Raw genomic sequence first — 15,389 nt, forward strand, 5'->3', positions numbered from 1 at the left:
ATAACGCTGAAAAAGCATATTAGCTAAGCTGATATGCTTTTTTTATAAATAGCCCAAAGTGGTTATCAAAATAAAATGAGTTATTCGTGAGGTTATACTCACGCTGGTTGGGGACAATAATGAAAACAAAACCACGTTTAAGTTTTTGGCAGTTATGGACTGTCAGCTTTGGCTTTCTTGGTGTGCAATTTGGATTTGCACTACAAAACGCCAATGTTAGTCGAATTCTTTCTGATTTAGGTGCAGATCTACATTCTCTTTCTCTTTTTTGGTTAGTCGCACCGATTATGGGGTTAATTATCCAACCTATCGTTGGTGCAGCCTCGGATAAAACCTGGACAAAGTTTGGGCGCCGTGGTCCATTCATCTTGGCTGGTGCTGTTGCTGCAACCATAGGCATGTTACTGATGCCAAATGCACCTTTATTCGTGGCACTAATGGCACCTATGATATTTGGTGCATTAATGCTCGCGTTAATGGATGCGTCATTTAACGTAGCGTTTCAGCCATTTCGCTCTTTAGTATCAGATATGGTACCTGAGGAACAACGCAATGCAGGTTACTCTATTCAGTCGTTACTTATTAATATTGGTGCGGTTATCGGTTCAATCTTACCGTTCGTGTTAACTAATGTTGTTGGTTTAGAAAATACAGCTAAAGCAGGTGAAGTTGCTCCTTCTGTGGTTTGGGCGTTTTACATTGGTGCTACTGTGCTGTTAGGTTCAGTATTGTGGACAGTCTTTAGAACGAAAGAATATCAACCTGAAGAGTTTTATCAGTATCAAGGGATGACTGAGCAAGAAGCTAAAGAGCAGCTTGCAGTTGAACGATCAAAATCAAGTTCATTAGGTGAGAAATTAACAGATTTCTGGGGCTTGATGAAAACAATGCCAACAACTATGCGCCAATTAGCTGTTGTTCAATTCTTTTCATGGTTTGCACTTTTTATTATGTGGGTTTACACCATGCCGGCAATTGCCCAGCACATATGGGGTATTGATGCACAATGGTTTGATCCTGACTACATCAACGCTATGGGTGGAGTACCTGCAGATATTGCTGCGGCAAAAGGCGCTGCCGGTGATTGGGTCGGTATATTATTCGCCGCTTATTCATTGTTTGCTGCTGTTTTTTCTGTGTTCTTATCTAAGCTAGCGGATACCTTTGGCCGTAAAGCAATTTACTCGTTATCACTATTGGCTGGTGGTTTAGGCTACATTAGTTTTATGTTTATCAATGCACCAGAGGTTACATCGGTAAACTTATTAATTACGACTATCGATGTACCACAAGGTGCTGTGTCGTTGTTTGTGCCAATGATTGGTGTTGGTATCGCTTGGGCGGCTATTTTAGCGATGCCGTACGCAATACTTGCTGGCGCTCTACCACCGAGTAAAACGGGGGTTTACATGGGGATATTCAACTTTACTATCGCTGCGCCACAAATCGTATCAGGTTTATTAGCGGGTTGGATTTTAAGTAGTGTTTTCGAAAACCAAGCTATTAACATCATTATGCTAGCCGGTGGCGCTATGGTATGTGGCGCTTTAGCTGTATTCTTTGTTGATGATAGTAAGCAAGAAGCGTAATTGTCTACTCAATAAAAAAGGGTCAACGTTTATAGCGTTGACCCTTTTTTATTCATGATAAATTTTACTATTGGCTACCACATGATTGTCTAATGACAACGGATGTTGGCATCAAGGTTGTCGTAACTTCTTCTTCTTCTTTGATAAGCTTTAACAGGCTATCTACGAGCAACTCACCGGCCAGCTTAGTGTTTTGGCGTGCGGTTGTTAACGGAGGATAGGTAAAGGCAGCTGTTTGAATGTCATCAAAACCAGTAACGGCAACCTGCTCAGGTACCTTGATACCGTGCTCTTGAAGCGCCTGTAGTACCCCGATAGCAATCAAGTCACTCGCGGTACAAATAGCGTCAAATTTCTTGCCTGATTTAATCAGCTCACATGTTGCATTGTAGCCTGATTCTTCAGTACTAATTGCTGAAAATTGCATGCTGTCATCAACAGTAAGTTTATTATCTTTTAATGCCTTACAGTGACCTAAATATCGATCTAAAAACTCAGGAGCGCCTGAGCTTGCCTCACCAATAAAGGCGAAATTCTTATAGTTATTTTGAATCACATGTTCTGTGATTTGATAACCACCATGGAAGTTGTCACAACCTACACTGATAATCGGATACTGTTTTACTTCAGCACCCCATCGAACAAAGCGTGTACCTTGCTCTATAAGCTGGATGAGTTTTTCCTCGTAATCAACAAAATCACCATAGCCTAGTAAAATTAGACCATCTGCTTTGTTTGAGTCTTCAAAATCGGCATGCCAATCACTATCCATTTGCTGAAAGGAAACCAGTAGGTCGTAGCCTTTTTCCGAACACGCTTTCGTGATACTTCCCAGCATAGATAAGAAAAACGGATTGATCATTGAATCATCGCTTGTTGGATCTTCAAACAGAAGCAAAGCAATGGTTCCACTGTGTTGAGAGCGTAAATTACTCGCGTTTTTATCAACTTTGTAATTCAACTCTTTGGCGATTGCTTGCACTTTCATGCGAGTCTCTTCGTTCACCAAAGGGCTATTACGCAATGCCCTTGATACAGTGGACTGAGAAACGCCAGCGCGGTAAGCAATATCAAAAGATGTAGGTTTAGATTTCAAGTGACAACATCCATCTCATTTAACTATCTGCATACTAACTGAGACTTAACGCTAAGTACATCTAATCGATGCAAAATTTGAGTTGAATTTATTCTAACTCATAATAAAAAAAGGGCTAGAATTTAGAAATTCTAACCCTTTTGAAACGTTGATAAATCGCTAATTAGTCAGCGATTTGAGCGTTATGATAAATCTCTTGAACATCATCACAGTCGTTAGCCATGTCCAAGAATTTCTCAAACATTTCAACATCTTCACCTGAAAGCTCAGTGTAAACCTGCGGTAACCATGTAATTTCTTCTTTATCTAATTTGATATCTGGCATTGTGTCAGCAAATGCAGTTTTGATTTTGAAGAACTCTGTGTGTGGACCTGTAACCGTGATGACACCATCTTCATCAGCCGTTACGTCAGTTACATCACAGTCTTCCATCATCAAGTTCTCGAATACGGTTTCTTCGTCTGCGCCATTACATGTAAACAAAGCAACATGGTCGAACATGTGACTAGCACAACCTTGTGCACCAATCTTAGAGTTTGTTTTAGTAAAGCATAAACGCACGTCTTTAATCGTACGGTTCGTGTTATCTGTCAGACAGTCAATGATAATCATGCAGTTACCAGGACCAAAGCCTTCATAGCGCATCGTTTCGAAGTCTTCACCAGCACCACCCGCTGCTTTATCAATGGCCTTATCAATCACGTGTGTTGGTACTTGGTCTTTCTTTGCCTTATCAATTAGACGACGTAAAGCAAGGTTACCGTCTGGGTCTAAACCGCCATTCTTCGCACATACGTAAATCTCTTTACCGTATTTAGAATATACTTTGGTTTTCATTCCTTGTGTTTTGGCCATTGAGGCCTTGCGGTTTTCAAAACTTCTACCCATCGGGATTCTCTTTCGTCAAAAAATAATGACCGATTCTAACGCCAATAAGGCCTATTGACTAGCCTTGAGGTGATATTAAACGTGAAATTTGGTAAATAGAATGATTAGAGGAGAGGATAAAATAAAGGCACAAACAACAATCTGTGTTTGTGCCTATCATTGGTGATTAATCATAGATTATTCCTGCTGTAATTGTGCCTGGGGCATCTCCTTATGTGCCGTCTGGCTTTGGTTGTTTTCAACATCCCATTGACTGATTGATATGTGGTTTAAAAAGTCGATGAAATTTACTGCAGACATAACTGAATTTTTAAACGCTTTAAACATGATTTTGTCCTTTATGTTTAGTGGGTTATGTAAGTGGTATTACCAGTTGTTGATGCTGTAAGTGTAACCACATATTGCTTCTTAAAGTGTGTTAAGTTGTTATTAACTAGTGTCGATTGGTTAAGCAGCATCGCAGAAGTAAAATCATCTAGAGCACCTAATGTGTCTTCTTGTAACGCACGGCTAATAGCACGATTGTTGTAAGCTAAGGCACTTAATTTGTTTCTTTCATTCGTGCTAGTATCCATCGTTTTGCTGGCACTAATTGCTGCACTACAGTCCTTCTCGGCGGCATCAAACTGACTCAATTTTATATTGGCAACGCACAAGCCCATGGCAAGTTCGAATTCTTCAGCGGCTGTACTCGGTGTTTGCGCCATCTTGTTCAGGCTTTCATTAAAGTTTCCTTTAATGATGTCTGTGCTGCCTGCAGCATCTTTGATAATGGCAACTTTAAAGTTTGAATCGTCGGCATTGGCTAGCGGTGCGATACCTAAAGCTAACGCGATGGCTGAGTAGTAAAGGTGTTTTTTCATCATTGATTCCTTAGTTATTGTGTCGAATTGACACCGTAACTATAGGATTTGCCGGTTTGGCCGACAAACGATAAAAAAACACCTTATAAGTGAATTTTATTCACGTTAAATCAATTGGTGAGGGCAAAAGTTGAAGTGACCCATTCTGCAAATTTTGTCAATTCAGGCGCACTATCAATTGCTTGGTTTTGGATTAAGAAATAACTATCGCGTGTTGTTAGTTCGTGATCAAATAACTTGACGAGTAGTTGTTCGCTAAACCATGCGCGAGAAATTGGCATGGGTACTAATGCGATCCCCATACCCTGTTGTGCTGCGCGAGCAACACCAAACATTGAATCAAATTGAATGATTTGTTTTGGAGAGAAGTTGGCAATGTCATTTTCATCTGCCCATTTATGCCAAGACCAAGGTCTCGATTGATGCAAAATTAGGGGAACACTTTGAAGCGCATTAAATCCTGATGCAGCCCATTTTTTATAAATCTTCTTATTGCATGCAGCAACATATTTTACTGGAAACAGTTTTTGGACAATTGAACCATTGGGTTTGCCATTGGCTAACACAATCGATAAATCACTTGGTTTTGGTGTTTGGCTTGCTGATTTAACCGTTTCAAGCTGAAGGTTGATGTCAGGGTTTAGCTCTGCCCATTCACTTAAACGAGGTACAAAAATTTCACTTGCAAAAAACTCGGGCAAGCTGATGGTAATCGTTTTGTTTTGTTGCGTATTAGTGAAGTCCGCTATCGTTGTTTCTAATTCAGTAATCAGCGGATAAACTTTTTGGTAAAACTGTTTGCCTGCGCTCGTCAGTTCTATAGCACGAGTGTTTCGCTGAAATAGGCTAGTACCAAGTTGATCTTCTAGCTGTTTAATTTGATGACTGACAGCCGAAGGCGATAAAAATAATTGACTTGCTGCGTGTTTAAAGCTCAAGCATTTTGCGGCGACGCAAAATGAGCGAAGGCCACGAATTGGTGTTTGAATTGCCATTACAGTATTTAAATGATGAAACCATTGTTACCTTTGCAACTAGTGTTCCAAGATAAATTAGCAGGATAAATAAGGGAATTTAGCGAGTTGTCTTACAAAAATGCCTTGGTTTAGGGAGTTCATTGCACCAAAGTTGAGCATTTGGTTAGCTTTTGAGCGAAAAAAAACGCGCTACCAAATGATAGCGCGCACATAAGAGTCGAGTTATTACGTTTAGAAATCGGGGGAGATTTCGAAAACAAGTTCAGATTATATGGCTGAGGGTTTGCTGACAAACGAGAAGAAATCATTCATATAAGTGAATTATTTTCACTAATTAAGAATGACTGGCTTTTTTATATGATTTTCATTGAGTTATAGGCCTTTTTAGCTCATCATATTGCGATTGTAAATTAGTATGAAATGGATTTTATGAGATTTATTTTACTCTTGATCTGCTGCGCTTTCCTACAAACAGCAGCATTCGCACAAAATACCCTTCCCTCGATCGAAGCTTATGGTGCACTCCCAGATAAAAACATGATGGTCATCTCTCCAAGCGGAGATCGCATTGCATATAGGACACAATCTGCTGATAAAGATTACGTTGTTGTTTTTGATCTTACCACTAATAAAATGGTTGCCGCTATTGATGCTGCGGATGTAAACCCTAAATGGACACACTTCATTGATGAAGATCGAATTCTATTTTTGGTCAGTGAAAGTAAGAAAATTAATTATGGTAAGAGAAGTTTTGATGACTCTGCAGCATTTATATATGAATTGAAATCTAACAAATTTCATCAGGTATTAACGGCGGGCAATGGTATCTACGCTGGACAAGCTGGACTTGGCTGGATAGTCGCAATGTCGGAGGATAGAAAATATGCCTATATGCCTGCTTGGATTGATGCTGGGAAATTTGGCGTTGTTAGAGCAAACCTAGACAGGAAAAGACGCCCTAAGGTGATTAGTAAAGGGATCTCTGATGCAATAGATTATTTTGTTGAATCGAATGGGGACATATTGGCAAGAGAACGTTATGACGACGAAGCTAATATTCACAAAATAGAAGTGCCAATGAATGATCGCTGGAGAACTATTTACAGTGAAGAAAAAGAGTTATTCGAAGGAATGCAAGTTGGCGGAATTAGTCCTGATAAAAAACACCTTATTGTCTCAAAGTTTGATGAAAAACTCGGGCGCTGGGGTTATTACAAGCTTTCATTAGAAAGTGGAGATTTATCTCAAGCAATCTTTATTCGAGAGGATGCTGGCGTCGAGTCTCTAATTACTGATATTAATCGCGTAGTTTATGGTGCAATCTATTCAGGGTTTAAACCAAGCTACGAATTTTTTGACCCCAAGTATACAAAACTAATGGAAAACATTGCTGTTGCGATGCCAAACAACAGTTTTTATATAGCGGATCACACGCCAGATTTTTCATCGTTTATATTTAGACTAGAGGGAGAATCAAGTCCAGGCGATTATTACAAGTTTAGTAAAGGTCAGTTTCAATTTATTTCATCTTCTAGAGATAAAATTTCACCAGAGCAAGTTCACCCTGTTTCTAGCGCGTCAATAAGTGCTCGAGATGGAGTTATCATTCCTACATTAATAACTTCACCTCTACATAAAGAAATTAATAATTTACCTGCAGTTATGTTGCCGCATGGTGGTCCGAGATCTTATGACCGTATAAAGTTTAATTGGCTAGCTCAGTATTTTGCCTCTCAAGGTTATCTTGTCATTCAGCCGCAATTTAGAGGCTCAACAGGGTTTGGTGAAAAACACAAACAGCTCGGTGATGGGCAGTGGGGGTTGTCAATGCAAGATGACTTGACGGATACATTACAAGCTCTTGTCAAGCAAGGAAAGGTTGATAAAGATCGTATTTGTATTGTAGGCTGGAGCTACGGAGGATATGCTGCGCTAGCAGGTGTTGCTTTTGAACCTGATTTATACAGATGTGCAGTCTCTATTAATGGCCTTTCTGACGTTCATGAAATGTTGATAGATACAACAAGATATAGAGATGATAATCACTGGCTTGTTGCATACTGGGAAAAAGTTGCTGTTGGGGCTGAAGTAAGTGAATCGCATTTGCAGCGTATTTCACCAATACACCATGTTGACAATATTAAAGTGCCTGTTCTGTTGATTCATGGTGAAAGAGATAACGTGGTTCCTGTAAAGCAGTCTGAATTAATGTATGAAAAGTTAATAGATTCAAATAAGGAAGCGCAATTTATCGAACTTAACGATGGAGATCATAGTTTAACTAACTTTCAAAATCGCATGGCGGCATTAAAAGCAATAGACGCGTTTATCAAAAAACACATTTAATACCTAAGAAAGGAGGCCTAAGCCTCCTTTTTTGACTAGTGGAGCGATGAGATATATAACTGTTAGTAGTATTATCGATTTTTTACAGGTGGGCTGAGGTGAATTTGATTCGTGTTAAACAGCTATTATTTACCTCTCTACTGTTATCTATTCTCTTAACTTCTCCTGTTGCCAACTCCATAGATAAAGAAAAAATTATTGTTGGTGCTGATATTTGGCAAGGTGTAACTAATGAAGACGGCACAGGAACCTATCTCGAGTTACTTTATCATGTCTATGGTAAAGAGAATATCCAAGTCGATTTCATGTCATTTAATCGTGCAATTGACGCCTTTAATAGAGGCAAAATTGATATTGCAGTTGGTTTATTTCGTGACGATGCAGAAAGAGCAATATTTCCCAATTGGTACCTTGATGTCGAATACCCGATAGTTGCGCTTTATCATAAAGAACGCAACGACATAAACAGTGTTAAAGATTTAGAGAGCTTAAACTTGGGCTGGATGAGAGGTTATGACTACGGCCGCTATTTGCCTGAGGCGAAGAATATTTATCAGCTAAATACCTTGTATACCGGCTTTGAATTACTCATGAAAGGTCGAATTGACGCAATTATTGATTATGAATATAACATTCCTGAGCGCTACGCTGACAAGCTTGTTGCTTATGAGATTATCCCTGAACGTTATATATTTAATGCCTTCCAGAAAAATTTACATGGTAAAAAATTAGCCGAAACTTATGATCGACGCATGGCACAGATGCGAGACGACGGCACGCTAAAATCGTTATTTAAAGAAGAATACGTCCATAGTAATTTTGCAAACTTCAATCCCAACAAACGCTCTATGCTTATCTTTACCGATGAGGCAGGTGTTTTTTACAAACACAAGTCAGACAGTGTCGAATTATCAAATCGTTTAAGCAGTAGTTTGAGTGCTATTTTTGAGTTGATGCTTAATTATCGGATTGAATATAAATTAGTGACAGACTTTTCTGATATTGCGAAGTACTCAAACCAAGAAGATGTTTGCTTCTCAGACATGATTAAAACACCTGAAAGGGAAAAGCTTTTTGTTTTCAGTAAGCCAACGTCGCTTTATTTAGGCCTTGCACTGCATGCCACTGAACCTTTAGACATATCAGGCAACGCGAAACTGACAGAGCTAGCGCATTATTATCCGGATTATCGATTGGGGCTGGTTAACGGTCGCAGTTATGGTGAAAACTTGGATAACGTCCTAAGCAAAATTCCGGTTCTTAATGTATTTGATGTGCCGGCTGAGGTCGACAAGATAGCAAAACTTTTTACCAGAAAGCGTTTCGACTTGCTTGTTGAATATCCGCAAGATATTCACTATTACTGGGATCAGTATAGTAATGAAGAACTATACAGTTACCCCATAGAGGGTGCGGCACCATACATCCTGGGACATTTTATGTGCTCAAATACAGAATCAGGGCGAGCATTTGTCAGCGAAGTGAATGCTAGCCTTAAGCGACTAAATGCTGGTAATACGCTGTTTAATATGCAACAACAGTTTATTGCACCGTCCCAGAAAAAAATATTTGAGCAATATTTTAATCTCGGTGTTAAACAATAATTTTTATATTTATGAAAGGTCGGTTCTTGTGAGTAAAACGATTAATGAAATTGCCCAAGCTAATTTTCAGTGGGTTGAAGAAATGGGCTGGCATAATAAAACGGTTCTTGAAGCCCTAGCACTTGTTGCTTCAGAGGTGGGTGAAGCTATCAATGAGTGCCGTCAACAAGAACCAACACCGGAATTCGCAGAAGAATTAGCCGACATTGTATTGCGAGTGCTTGATATCGCGCACTGGCAAGGCATCGATATGAACCAAGCCATTACTGACAAAATGGAGAAGAATCAGACAAGAGGTGCACGAGGTAGACTGAAGTAACTTTCTATCATTGCATTTTGCAACAGTTTCCACGACGTGAGTTGCAATATGCAACATGCAATATGCAATACGGAAATCAATAAATGTCATAAGCTATTGATTTTTATGTTTTTAGTTTAGTTGGTCTGATTGTTGGATTAACACTACTGTAGCTTTTTAAGGTGAGGTAGCAGTTATGAAAGCATCAAAATTAATGTCGATATTCGCAGCCGTAGGTTTTAGTGTTTCGTCGCAAGCAGGAATTATTAATTTCGAGTCTAATGGTGCTTGCTACTCAGTATCTGACAACCAAGTCATTCCATTAACCCAGTCTTTTACTGTGGGAGAGACTTCAGTGCGCTTTGGCTTTGACACCGATGAAGATGGTGTAATCGATGCTAACGCGGTATATGAGCAAGCGGGTAACAATGACCAAAAAACAGGCTTTATCAGCAAAGCAGGTAAAGACCAAGCTGCTTCAGGTTATGAAAGCCAACTTGGTAACTTCTTCTTGCGCCAAGCGAATGCTTACAAGCCATTTGGTGTGTTTTCAATTTTATATGACTCGGACCAGCCAGTAACGGGCGCTTCAGGTGAGATTTGGGACATTGATGGTGGCAAGAACAAAACAGAGCAGTTCTTAGTAAAAGCGTTTAATCATAATCAACTGTTGGCGTCTATTTTGTCACCAATAGGAAACAACTCACAATTAGACGGTAAACCTTGGGCTTTTGGCTTTAGTGGTTTATCAGACATCACACGTATTGATATTTCGTTTGTCGGTAGCAAAACCAAAGGTATAGGACTTGCGTTTGATAACTTTTCACCGATTCAGAACGCAAGTGCATTATCAAGTGTCTCTGTACCTGAACCTGCTAGTATTTTGATGTTATCTTTAGGCATTATTGGTCTAGGTCTTCGTAAGTTACGCCAACCAAACCAAGCGGTGGAAACGGTAAATCGCGATTCATAGAGCCCAGTGAGCATGGCAAAGCTTTTGGACAAACCAGTCGAAAGCTTTGCCTTCGTGCTCTTTATTCCAGGCAATAAACAGTGATTGGTTTGGCCGTGGAATCACACATTGCTTAACAACGAGCTCGCCACTTTTAACATAAGGCTCCGCCAAATGTGATGGAATGAAGCCTATCCCTATACCTTTTCGTTGAGCGTTAATTTTCGCCGACATCGTATTAACCCTGATAACTTGTTTGCTCGTAAAGAGGCCGCTATCACGTTCCGGTAGTAATTGAGAGGTATCAGCGACAACAATTGAGGGGTAGCGTGCTAGGTCCTCAAGGTCGACAATCTCTTTTGTACACAATGGGTGGTTGTTCGCGACCGCAAAAATAAATGATATTTCTGCAATTTTGTGAGTATTAAAGCGCCCCTTTGGCAGCTCTCCAGAAGCACCTATCACTATATCCGCGCGCTTACTATGTAAAGCATCCCATCCACCGCCTAATGCTTCAACGCTTAACGAAACATCTACATTTTGTGGTAATTGCGTAAACTCTTTTAGTAAGTCATAGACGATGCATTCGGGGACTACCGTATCGCGAGCGATTCGGAGCTCATTTTCCCAACCCGTTTCAAGCTGCGTCAATGCATCAGCCATTTTGGTCGTCGCATAAAGTATTTCTCGACCATGATCTAGGACTAACTTACCTGCAGGCGTTAATACCGCTCGCTGTTTGGAGCGATCGAATAGCGCAGTACCAAGATCCTCCTCGAGTTTCTTGATGGTGTAGGTGAGTGCAGAGGGGACTTTGTAGAGCGACTGAGCTGCCGCGGAAAAGCTACCTTTTCTATCTATCGCGTCAAGCGCGCGCAGCGCTTCAAGGGTAATCGCATGGTGCATAGTGAGTCCTTTTTATGTTCAAAATTTTTGAACTAATACGTCAAAATGTTTCGGTTTTTTAATTAGGCTATCACATATAGACTTGTAATCAATGGATGAGGAGTAAAGCTTCTTTGTTCTTATTTTTTAAATATGTGAGGGTATTGAAATGAAAACATTAATTCAAAAATTATCAACAAGTCATGCAGGTTATTCTGCATTAGCACTGCGTATTCCTGTGGGAATTATATTTATGGCACATGGTGCTCAAAAGTTATTCGGTTGGTTTGGTGGCTATGGTCTAGAGGGCACAGGTGGATGGATGGAATCGATTGGTTTAGCACCGGGCTTTTTGATGGCATTGTTAGCCGGTAGTGCAGAGTTCTTCGGTGGCTTATTTATTTTACTGGGGTTGTTAACGCGACCGGCAGCAACAGCCCTAGCATTTACCATGGTTGTCGCAATATTTTCTGTACATTTCGTCAATGGCCTATTTATGTCAAACAATGGGTATGAGTTTGGTCTTGCGTTATTAGCTGCGAGTATTTCATTGGCATTATCTGGTGGTGGAAAACTAGCTGGTGATAACCTAATTGTTAAGAAGCTGGCGTAAAGTCAGCTCTCCAATACAGGAGGCATACAATGATTCTTGTAAGAAAAGCCGCTGAGCGTGGCGTTGCAAATTTTGGTTGGCTGCAAAGCAAACACAGTTTTTCATTTGGTCATTATTATGATCCGAAACATATGGGGTTTTCAGCACTGCGAGTCATCAATGATGACCATGTCGCACCATCGGCGGGATTTGAAACACACGGTCACCGAGATATGGAAATTATTAGTTACGTATTAAAAGGTGAAATTGCACATAAGGACAGTGAGGGAAACGTGCAAGTTCTACCCGCAGGCGAATTTCAACTGATGTCAGCTGGTAGAGGGATATTCCATAGTGAATTCAATAACTCGGCACATGACGCACTAGCGTTTTTACAAATTTGGGTTGAACCAAATATAAAGGGCACTGTGCCGGGCTACCAGCAAAAAAATTTCGGTACAACAGAAGGTATCACAACGATTGTAACCCCGGATGGAGAAGGCTCAACATTGCAAATTAAACAAGATGCCAAATTACATCAGCTAATACTGACTGCAGGAAAAGGTTTGGATTTTGATAGGTCAATTGGTGAGCATGTGTATATTCACGTGATACAGGGTGAATTGTTGGTCAATGAAACCCTGTTGCAAGCGGGTGATGGAGCAAAAGTTTCACAGTTAAAAAACATGCAACTGAAAAATAAAGGCGAGACTCAAGTAACAGCACTTATATTTGAGTTGCCATAAAGTAGGTAAGATATTATGGGATTATTAGTAGACGGTGTTTGGCACGATACGTGGTACAACACAAAAGAAAGTAACGGTAAGTTTAAGCGCGAAGAGGCGCAATTAAGAAACTGGATCACTGAAGACGGTAGTGCAGGGCCGACAGGTCTGTCCGGTTTTAAAGCTGAATCGGGTAGGTACCACCTATACGTTTCGTTAGCATGTCCATGGGCACATCGCACATTAATTTTTAGAACACTTAAAGGCCTTGAAGAACACATCAGTGTTTCTGTGGTAAGTCCTGATATGCTCGCAAAGGGTTGGACGTTTGAACAAGATAACTATAGTTCAGGTGATGAGCTTTTTGGTAGTGATTACATGTATCAGATATATACGCGTAACAACCCTGAGTACAGTGGTAGAGTGACCGTGCCTGTTTTATGGGATAAACAGCAAAACTGTATTGTTTCGAATGAGTCCTCGGAAATCATTCGGATGTTTAATACAGCGTTTAACAAGATTACAGGAAATCATGACGACTATTATCCTGAAGCAAAGCGCAGTGAGATAGACGAAGTTAACGAGTTTGTTTATCACAACATCAATAATGGTGTGTATAAAGCAGGGTTTGCTACGACGCAATCAGCATACGGTGAGGCTTACGAAAACTTATTCAATGCATTAGATAATATTGAACAACGGCTGTCGAATCAGCGTTACTTAACAGGTGGTGAGCTAACGGAAGCGGATTGGCGTTTATTTACAACGTTAATTAGATTTGATGCAGTGTACGTAGGGCACTTTAAGTGTAATAAACGATAAATAGCACAATACCCAAATTTATCGCAGTACGTAAGAGATTTATATCAAGTAGCTGGTGTGGCGAAAACAGTCGATTTTTATCATATCAAACGACACTATTACTTTAGTCATACTATGATAAATCCTACACAAGTTGTTCCTCAGGGACCAGATATTGACTACAACGTAGCTCATAATAGAGCGAGTCTTTAGCCGTATGTATTTAAATAAACGAAGCCGCTGCCAATTCAGTGGCTTCGTTTATTAAGTCATGATCATGCTTAGCAATTTTCATATTTCCAGTTCTTTCCCTTTCCTTCACTGACCCACTCAATCGTCGTTGCGAGACGTTTTTCTCTTGTTTCTCGGTTTTTATTAGCTGTAGGTAGAGGAAAAATATGGAAGTAACTCAAAAATCTATCGTTATTAAGGAGATAGCTATTTGTTGGATCTCCGGCCCTATTTTATTTATTAAAGCAGCTGTCCCAAATATTTTCTATCGCATTTTGTAATGAGCTTTTCGGTTATTACTTCGCTTGAGTATTCTGCTAGTATTTATATGAGTTCCTATTATATTGCTGTTTCTATGAGCCCTTTTTTCTTCATTATCGTTTCTCTATTATTCACCAACCTGATCTTGGCTTTTATTTTTCTTACTGCCTATAAAACTATGGGGAAGGAACGCCATACGTTAATTTGGGCATTCACTTTTATTATTGGTGCTTTTCAATGGACTATTAATATATTCAAGCCAACTGACTTTACTACATATTGGATGGTTGCCTGTACTTTGTCGGTTGGTACGGTAATTTTTGGTACGTGGGGGCACCTTGTTCGGACTAATTTTCCTATCAATTATAAGCTACTATTTTTATCCGGCGTGGCAGTTCTTGGAGTTACTTATTATTTTACAGCGGTAGAGGTTCATCGTGGATTAAGTATGTCACTTTACATATACCATACCGTGGTTTACCTATGTTTGTGTGGATATGTATTATTGAAACATAGGCCTACGCCTAGACCAGCAGAAATAGGAGCTTCGGTAGTTTATTTTCTCTTTGCTGGAGCACAAGGGGTAGCAGCGACTTTTGCTTTGATGCAAGGGGCTGAAGGAAATTCTTACTATTTTGATATTTACCGTACAATCAATTTCATTTCTCTGCCTACAGGTTACATTGGGATGTCGTTATTTATCGTTTTCGTGTTGGCATCAGATATGTCTGAGAAAATGAGAGTTCAAGCAATTACAGATCCACTTACTCAGTGTCTAAATCGCAGAGGATTTTATCAATCAGCACAAAAAAGCCTTCATAGCTTTATTGCTAATGACATGCACGTTTGTTTGATCTATTGGGATATTGATAAATTTAAGTCAATTAATGATAACTATAGCCATGCTGCAGGTGATTTAGTGCTAGAAAGAGCAACAGCAATAATCAAGACTCACATTAAAGATACGGATTTACTGGGGCGTTTAGGCGGTGAAGAGTTTGTTATCTTGCTAGGCCGAGCAAATATGAGAGAGGCTAAAGGAGTTGCAGAAAGGCTCCGTTCTGCACTCGAGTTGAGTGAATTTAAGTACAATGACGAATTAATTGGTGTGACGGCAAGCTTTGGCGTAGTCGAAATTAATAAAGCAGACACACTTATTGAAGAAGCTATTGATAAAGCAGACCTTGGTTTATATCAAGCAAAACAAACTGGGCGAAACTGTGTTGTAGAAGTTAGACCTTAGGTGTTTTGAGCAATCAATAAATATTGCTCTTATTTAC

At 39.9% G+C, this 15,389-nt stretch carries 14 protein-coding genes and 1 pseudogene; 9 read left to right on the top strand and 6 right to left on the bottom strand.

What is annotated here, in order from left to right; all coding sequences use genetic code 11:
* Positions 1-116 precede the first annotated feature (116 nt).
* Entirely contained in the window at positions 117-1,589 is a 1,473-nt protein-coding gene (locus QQK05_RS02825) for an MFS transporter (RefSeq protein ID WP_284296429.1), read from the top strand.
* Positions 1,590-1,656: 67 nt separating this feature from the next.
* Here QQK05_RS02825 and QQK05_RS02830 read toward each other — a convergent pair whose 3' ends face one another.
* The 5 genes from QQK05_RS02830 to QQK05_RS02850 all read right to left on the bottom strand — a co-directional run bounded on the left by QQK05_RS02830 (position 1,657) and on the right by QQK05_RS02850 (position 5,426).
* A complete protein-coding gene (locus tag QQK05_RS02830; RefSeq protein WP_284295874.1) occupies positions 1,657-2,685 on the bottom strand; it encodes a LacI family DNA-binding transcriptional regulator in 1,029 nt (342 codons plus the stop codon).
* A gap of 163 nt (positions 2,686-2,848) precedes the next feature.
* Positions 2,849-3,574 carry a YebC/PmpR family DNA-binding transcriptional regulator gene (locus QQK05_RS02835; RefSeq protein ID WP_284295875.1) on the bottom strand — a complete coding sequence of 242 codons (726 nt, stop codon included), beginning with the start codon at positions 3,572-3,574 and terminating at the stop codon, positions 2,849-2,851.
* Between the two features lie 177 nt (positions 3,575-3,751).
* On the bottom strand, positions 3,752-3,901 hold the full coding sequence (locus tag QQK05_RS02840) for a hypothetical protein (RefSeq protein ID WP_284295877.1): 150 nt from the start codon (positions 3,899-3,901) through the stop codon (positions 3,752-3,754).
* Positions 3,902-3,918: 17 nt separating this feature from the next.
* On the bottom strand, positions 3,919-4,440 hold the full coding sequence (locus tag QQK05_RS02845) for a tetratricopeptide repeat protein (RefSeq protein ID WP_284295879.1): 522 nt from the start codon (positions 4,438-4,440) through the stop codon (positions 3,919-3,921).
* Between the two features lie 107 nt (positions 4,441-4,547).
* Entirely contained in the window at positions 4,548-5,426 is an 879-nt protein-coding gene (locus tag QQK05_RS02850) for a LysR family transcriptional regulator (protein WP_284296431.1), read from the bottom strand.
* A 417-nt stretch (positions 5,427-5,843) separates the two neighbouring features.
* On the opposite strand from QQK05_RS02850, the gene QQK05_RS02855 reads away from it, so the two are divergent.
* From QQK05_RS02855 to QQK05_RS02870, 4 genes are all read left to right on the top strand, one after another.
* A complete protein-coding gene (locus QQK05_RS02855) occupies positions 5,844-7,760 on the top strand; it encodes an alpha/beta hydrolase family protein (RefSeq protein WP_284295881.1) in 1,917 nt (638 codons plus the stop codon).
* Positions 7,761-7,858: 98 nt separating this feature from the next.
* The gene (locus QQK05_RS02860; RefSeq protein ID WP_284295883.1) at positions 7,859-9,364 is read left to right on the top strand and encodes a transporter substrate-binding domain-containing protein; all 1,506 of its coding nucleotides are present in this window, start codon (positions 7,859-7,861) and stop codon (positions 9,362-9,364) included.
* 28 nt (positions 9,365-9,392) lie between these two features.
* The gene (locus QQK05_RS02865; RefSeq protein ID WP_284295884.1) at positions 9,393-9,683 is read left to right on the top strand and encodes a MazG nucleotide pyrophosphohydrolase domain-containing protein; all 291 of its coding nucleotides are present in this window, start codon (positions 9,393-9,395) and stop codon (positions 9,681-9,683) included.
* Positions 9,684-9,858: 175 nt separating this feature from the next.
* Positions 9,859-10,635 carry a PEP-CTERM sorting domain-containing protein gene (locus QQK05_RS02870; protein WP_284295885.1) on the top strand — a complete coding sequence of 259 codons (777 nt, stop codon included), beginning with the start codon at positions 9,859-9,861 and terminating at the stop codon, positions 10,633-10,635.
* On the opposite strand, the gene QQK05_RS02875 is transcribed toward QQK05_RS02870, so the two are convergent.
* On the bottom strand, positions 10,630-11,520 hold the full coding sequence (locus QQK05_RS02875; RefSeq protein ID WP_284295888.1) for a LysR family transcriptional regulator: 891 nt from the start codon (positions 11,518-11,520) through the stop codon (positions 10,630-10,632). The two genes, QQK05_RS02870 and QQK05_RS02875, sit on opposite strands and share 6 nt — an antisense overlap.
* 148 nt (positions 11,521-11,668) lie before the next feature.
* Between QQK05_RS02875 and QQK05_RS02880 the strand changes: the two genes are divergently transcribed.
* The 4 genes and pseudogenes from QQK05_RS02880 (at position 11,669) to QQK05_RS02895 (ending at position 15,352) form a co-directional block, all read left to right on the top strand.
* Positions 11,669-12,112 (top strand): DoxX family protein, encoded by a 444-nt coding sequence (locus QQK05_RS02880; RefSeq protein ID WP_284295889.1) that lies wholly within the window; start codon positions 11,669-11,671, stop codon positions 12,110-12,112.
* 29 nt (positions 12,113-12,141) lie between these two features.
* Positions 12,142-12,837, top strand: a complete 696-nt coding sequence (locus QQK05_RS02885) for a pirin family protein (RefSeq protein WP_284295890.1) — start codon at positions 12,142-12,144, stop codon at positions 12,835-12,837.
* Positions 12,838-12,852: 15 nt separating this feature from the next.
* Positions 12,853-13,830 (top strand): annotated as a pseudogene (locus QQK05_RS02890) (glutathione S-transferase family protein).
* A 298-nt stretch (positions 13,831-14,128) separates the two neighbouring features.
* Positions 14,129-15,352: a GGDEF domain-containing protein gene (locus tag QQK05_RS02895; protein WP_284295891.1), complete on the top strand. Its 1,224-nt coding sequence runs from the start codon at positions 14,129-14,131 to the stop codon at positions 15,350-15,352.
* Positions 15,353-15,389 lie beyond the last annotated feature (37 nt).

Origin of the sequence: Thalassotalea loyana, assembly GCF_030161435.1 — a bacterium.
Lineage (GTDB): Bacteria > Pseudomonadota > Gammaproteobacteria > Enterobacterales > Alteromonadaceae > Thalassotalea_G > Thalassotalea_G loyana.

What these genes read in the sequence shown, in the direction of transcription:
- QQK05_RS02835 (WP_284295875.1), bottom strand. Translation starts at nt 3,574, where the DNA reads ATGGGTAGAAGTTTTGAAAACCGCAAGGCCTCAATGGCCAAAACACAA.
- QQK05_RS02840 (WP_284295877.1), bottom strand. Translation starts at nt 3,901, where the DNA reads ATGTTTAAAGCGTTTAAAAATTCAGTTATGTCTGCAGTAAATTTCATC.
- QQK05_RS02845 (WP_284295879.1), bottom strand. Translation starts at nt 4,440, where the DNA reads ATGATGAAAAAACACCTTTACTACTCAGCCATCGCGTTAGCTTTAGGT.
- QQK05_RS02855 (WP_284295881.1), top strand. Translation starts at nt 5,844, where the DNA reads ATGAGATTTATTTTACTCTTGATCTGCTGCGCTTTCCTACAAACAGCA.
- QQK05_RS02870 (WP_284295885.1), top strand. Translation starts at nt 9,859, where the DNA reads ATGAAAGCATCAAAATTAATGTCGATATTCGCAGCCGTAGGTTTTAGT.
- QQK05_RS02875 (WP_284295888.1), bottom strand. Translation starts at nt 11,520, where the DNA reads ATGCACCATGCGATTACCCTTGAAGCGCTGCGCGCGCTTGACGCGATA.
- QQK05_RS02880 (WP_284295889.1), top strand. Translation starts at nt 11,669, where the DNA reads ATGAAAACATTAATTCAAAAATTATCAACAAGTCATGCAGGTTATTCT.
- QQK05_RS02885 (WP_284295890.1), top strand. Translation starts at nt 12,142, where the DNA reads ATGATTCTTGTAAGAAAAGCCGCTGAGCGTGGCGTTGCAAATTTTGGT.
- QQK05_RS02895 (WP_284295891.1), top strand. Translation starts at nt 14,129, where the DNA reads ATGAGCTTTTCGGTTATTACTTCGCTTGAGTATTCTGCTAGTATTTAT.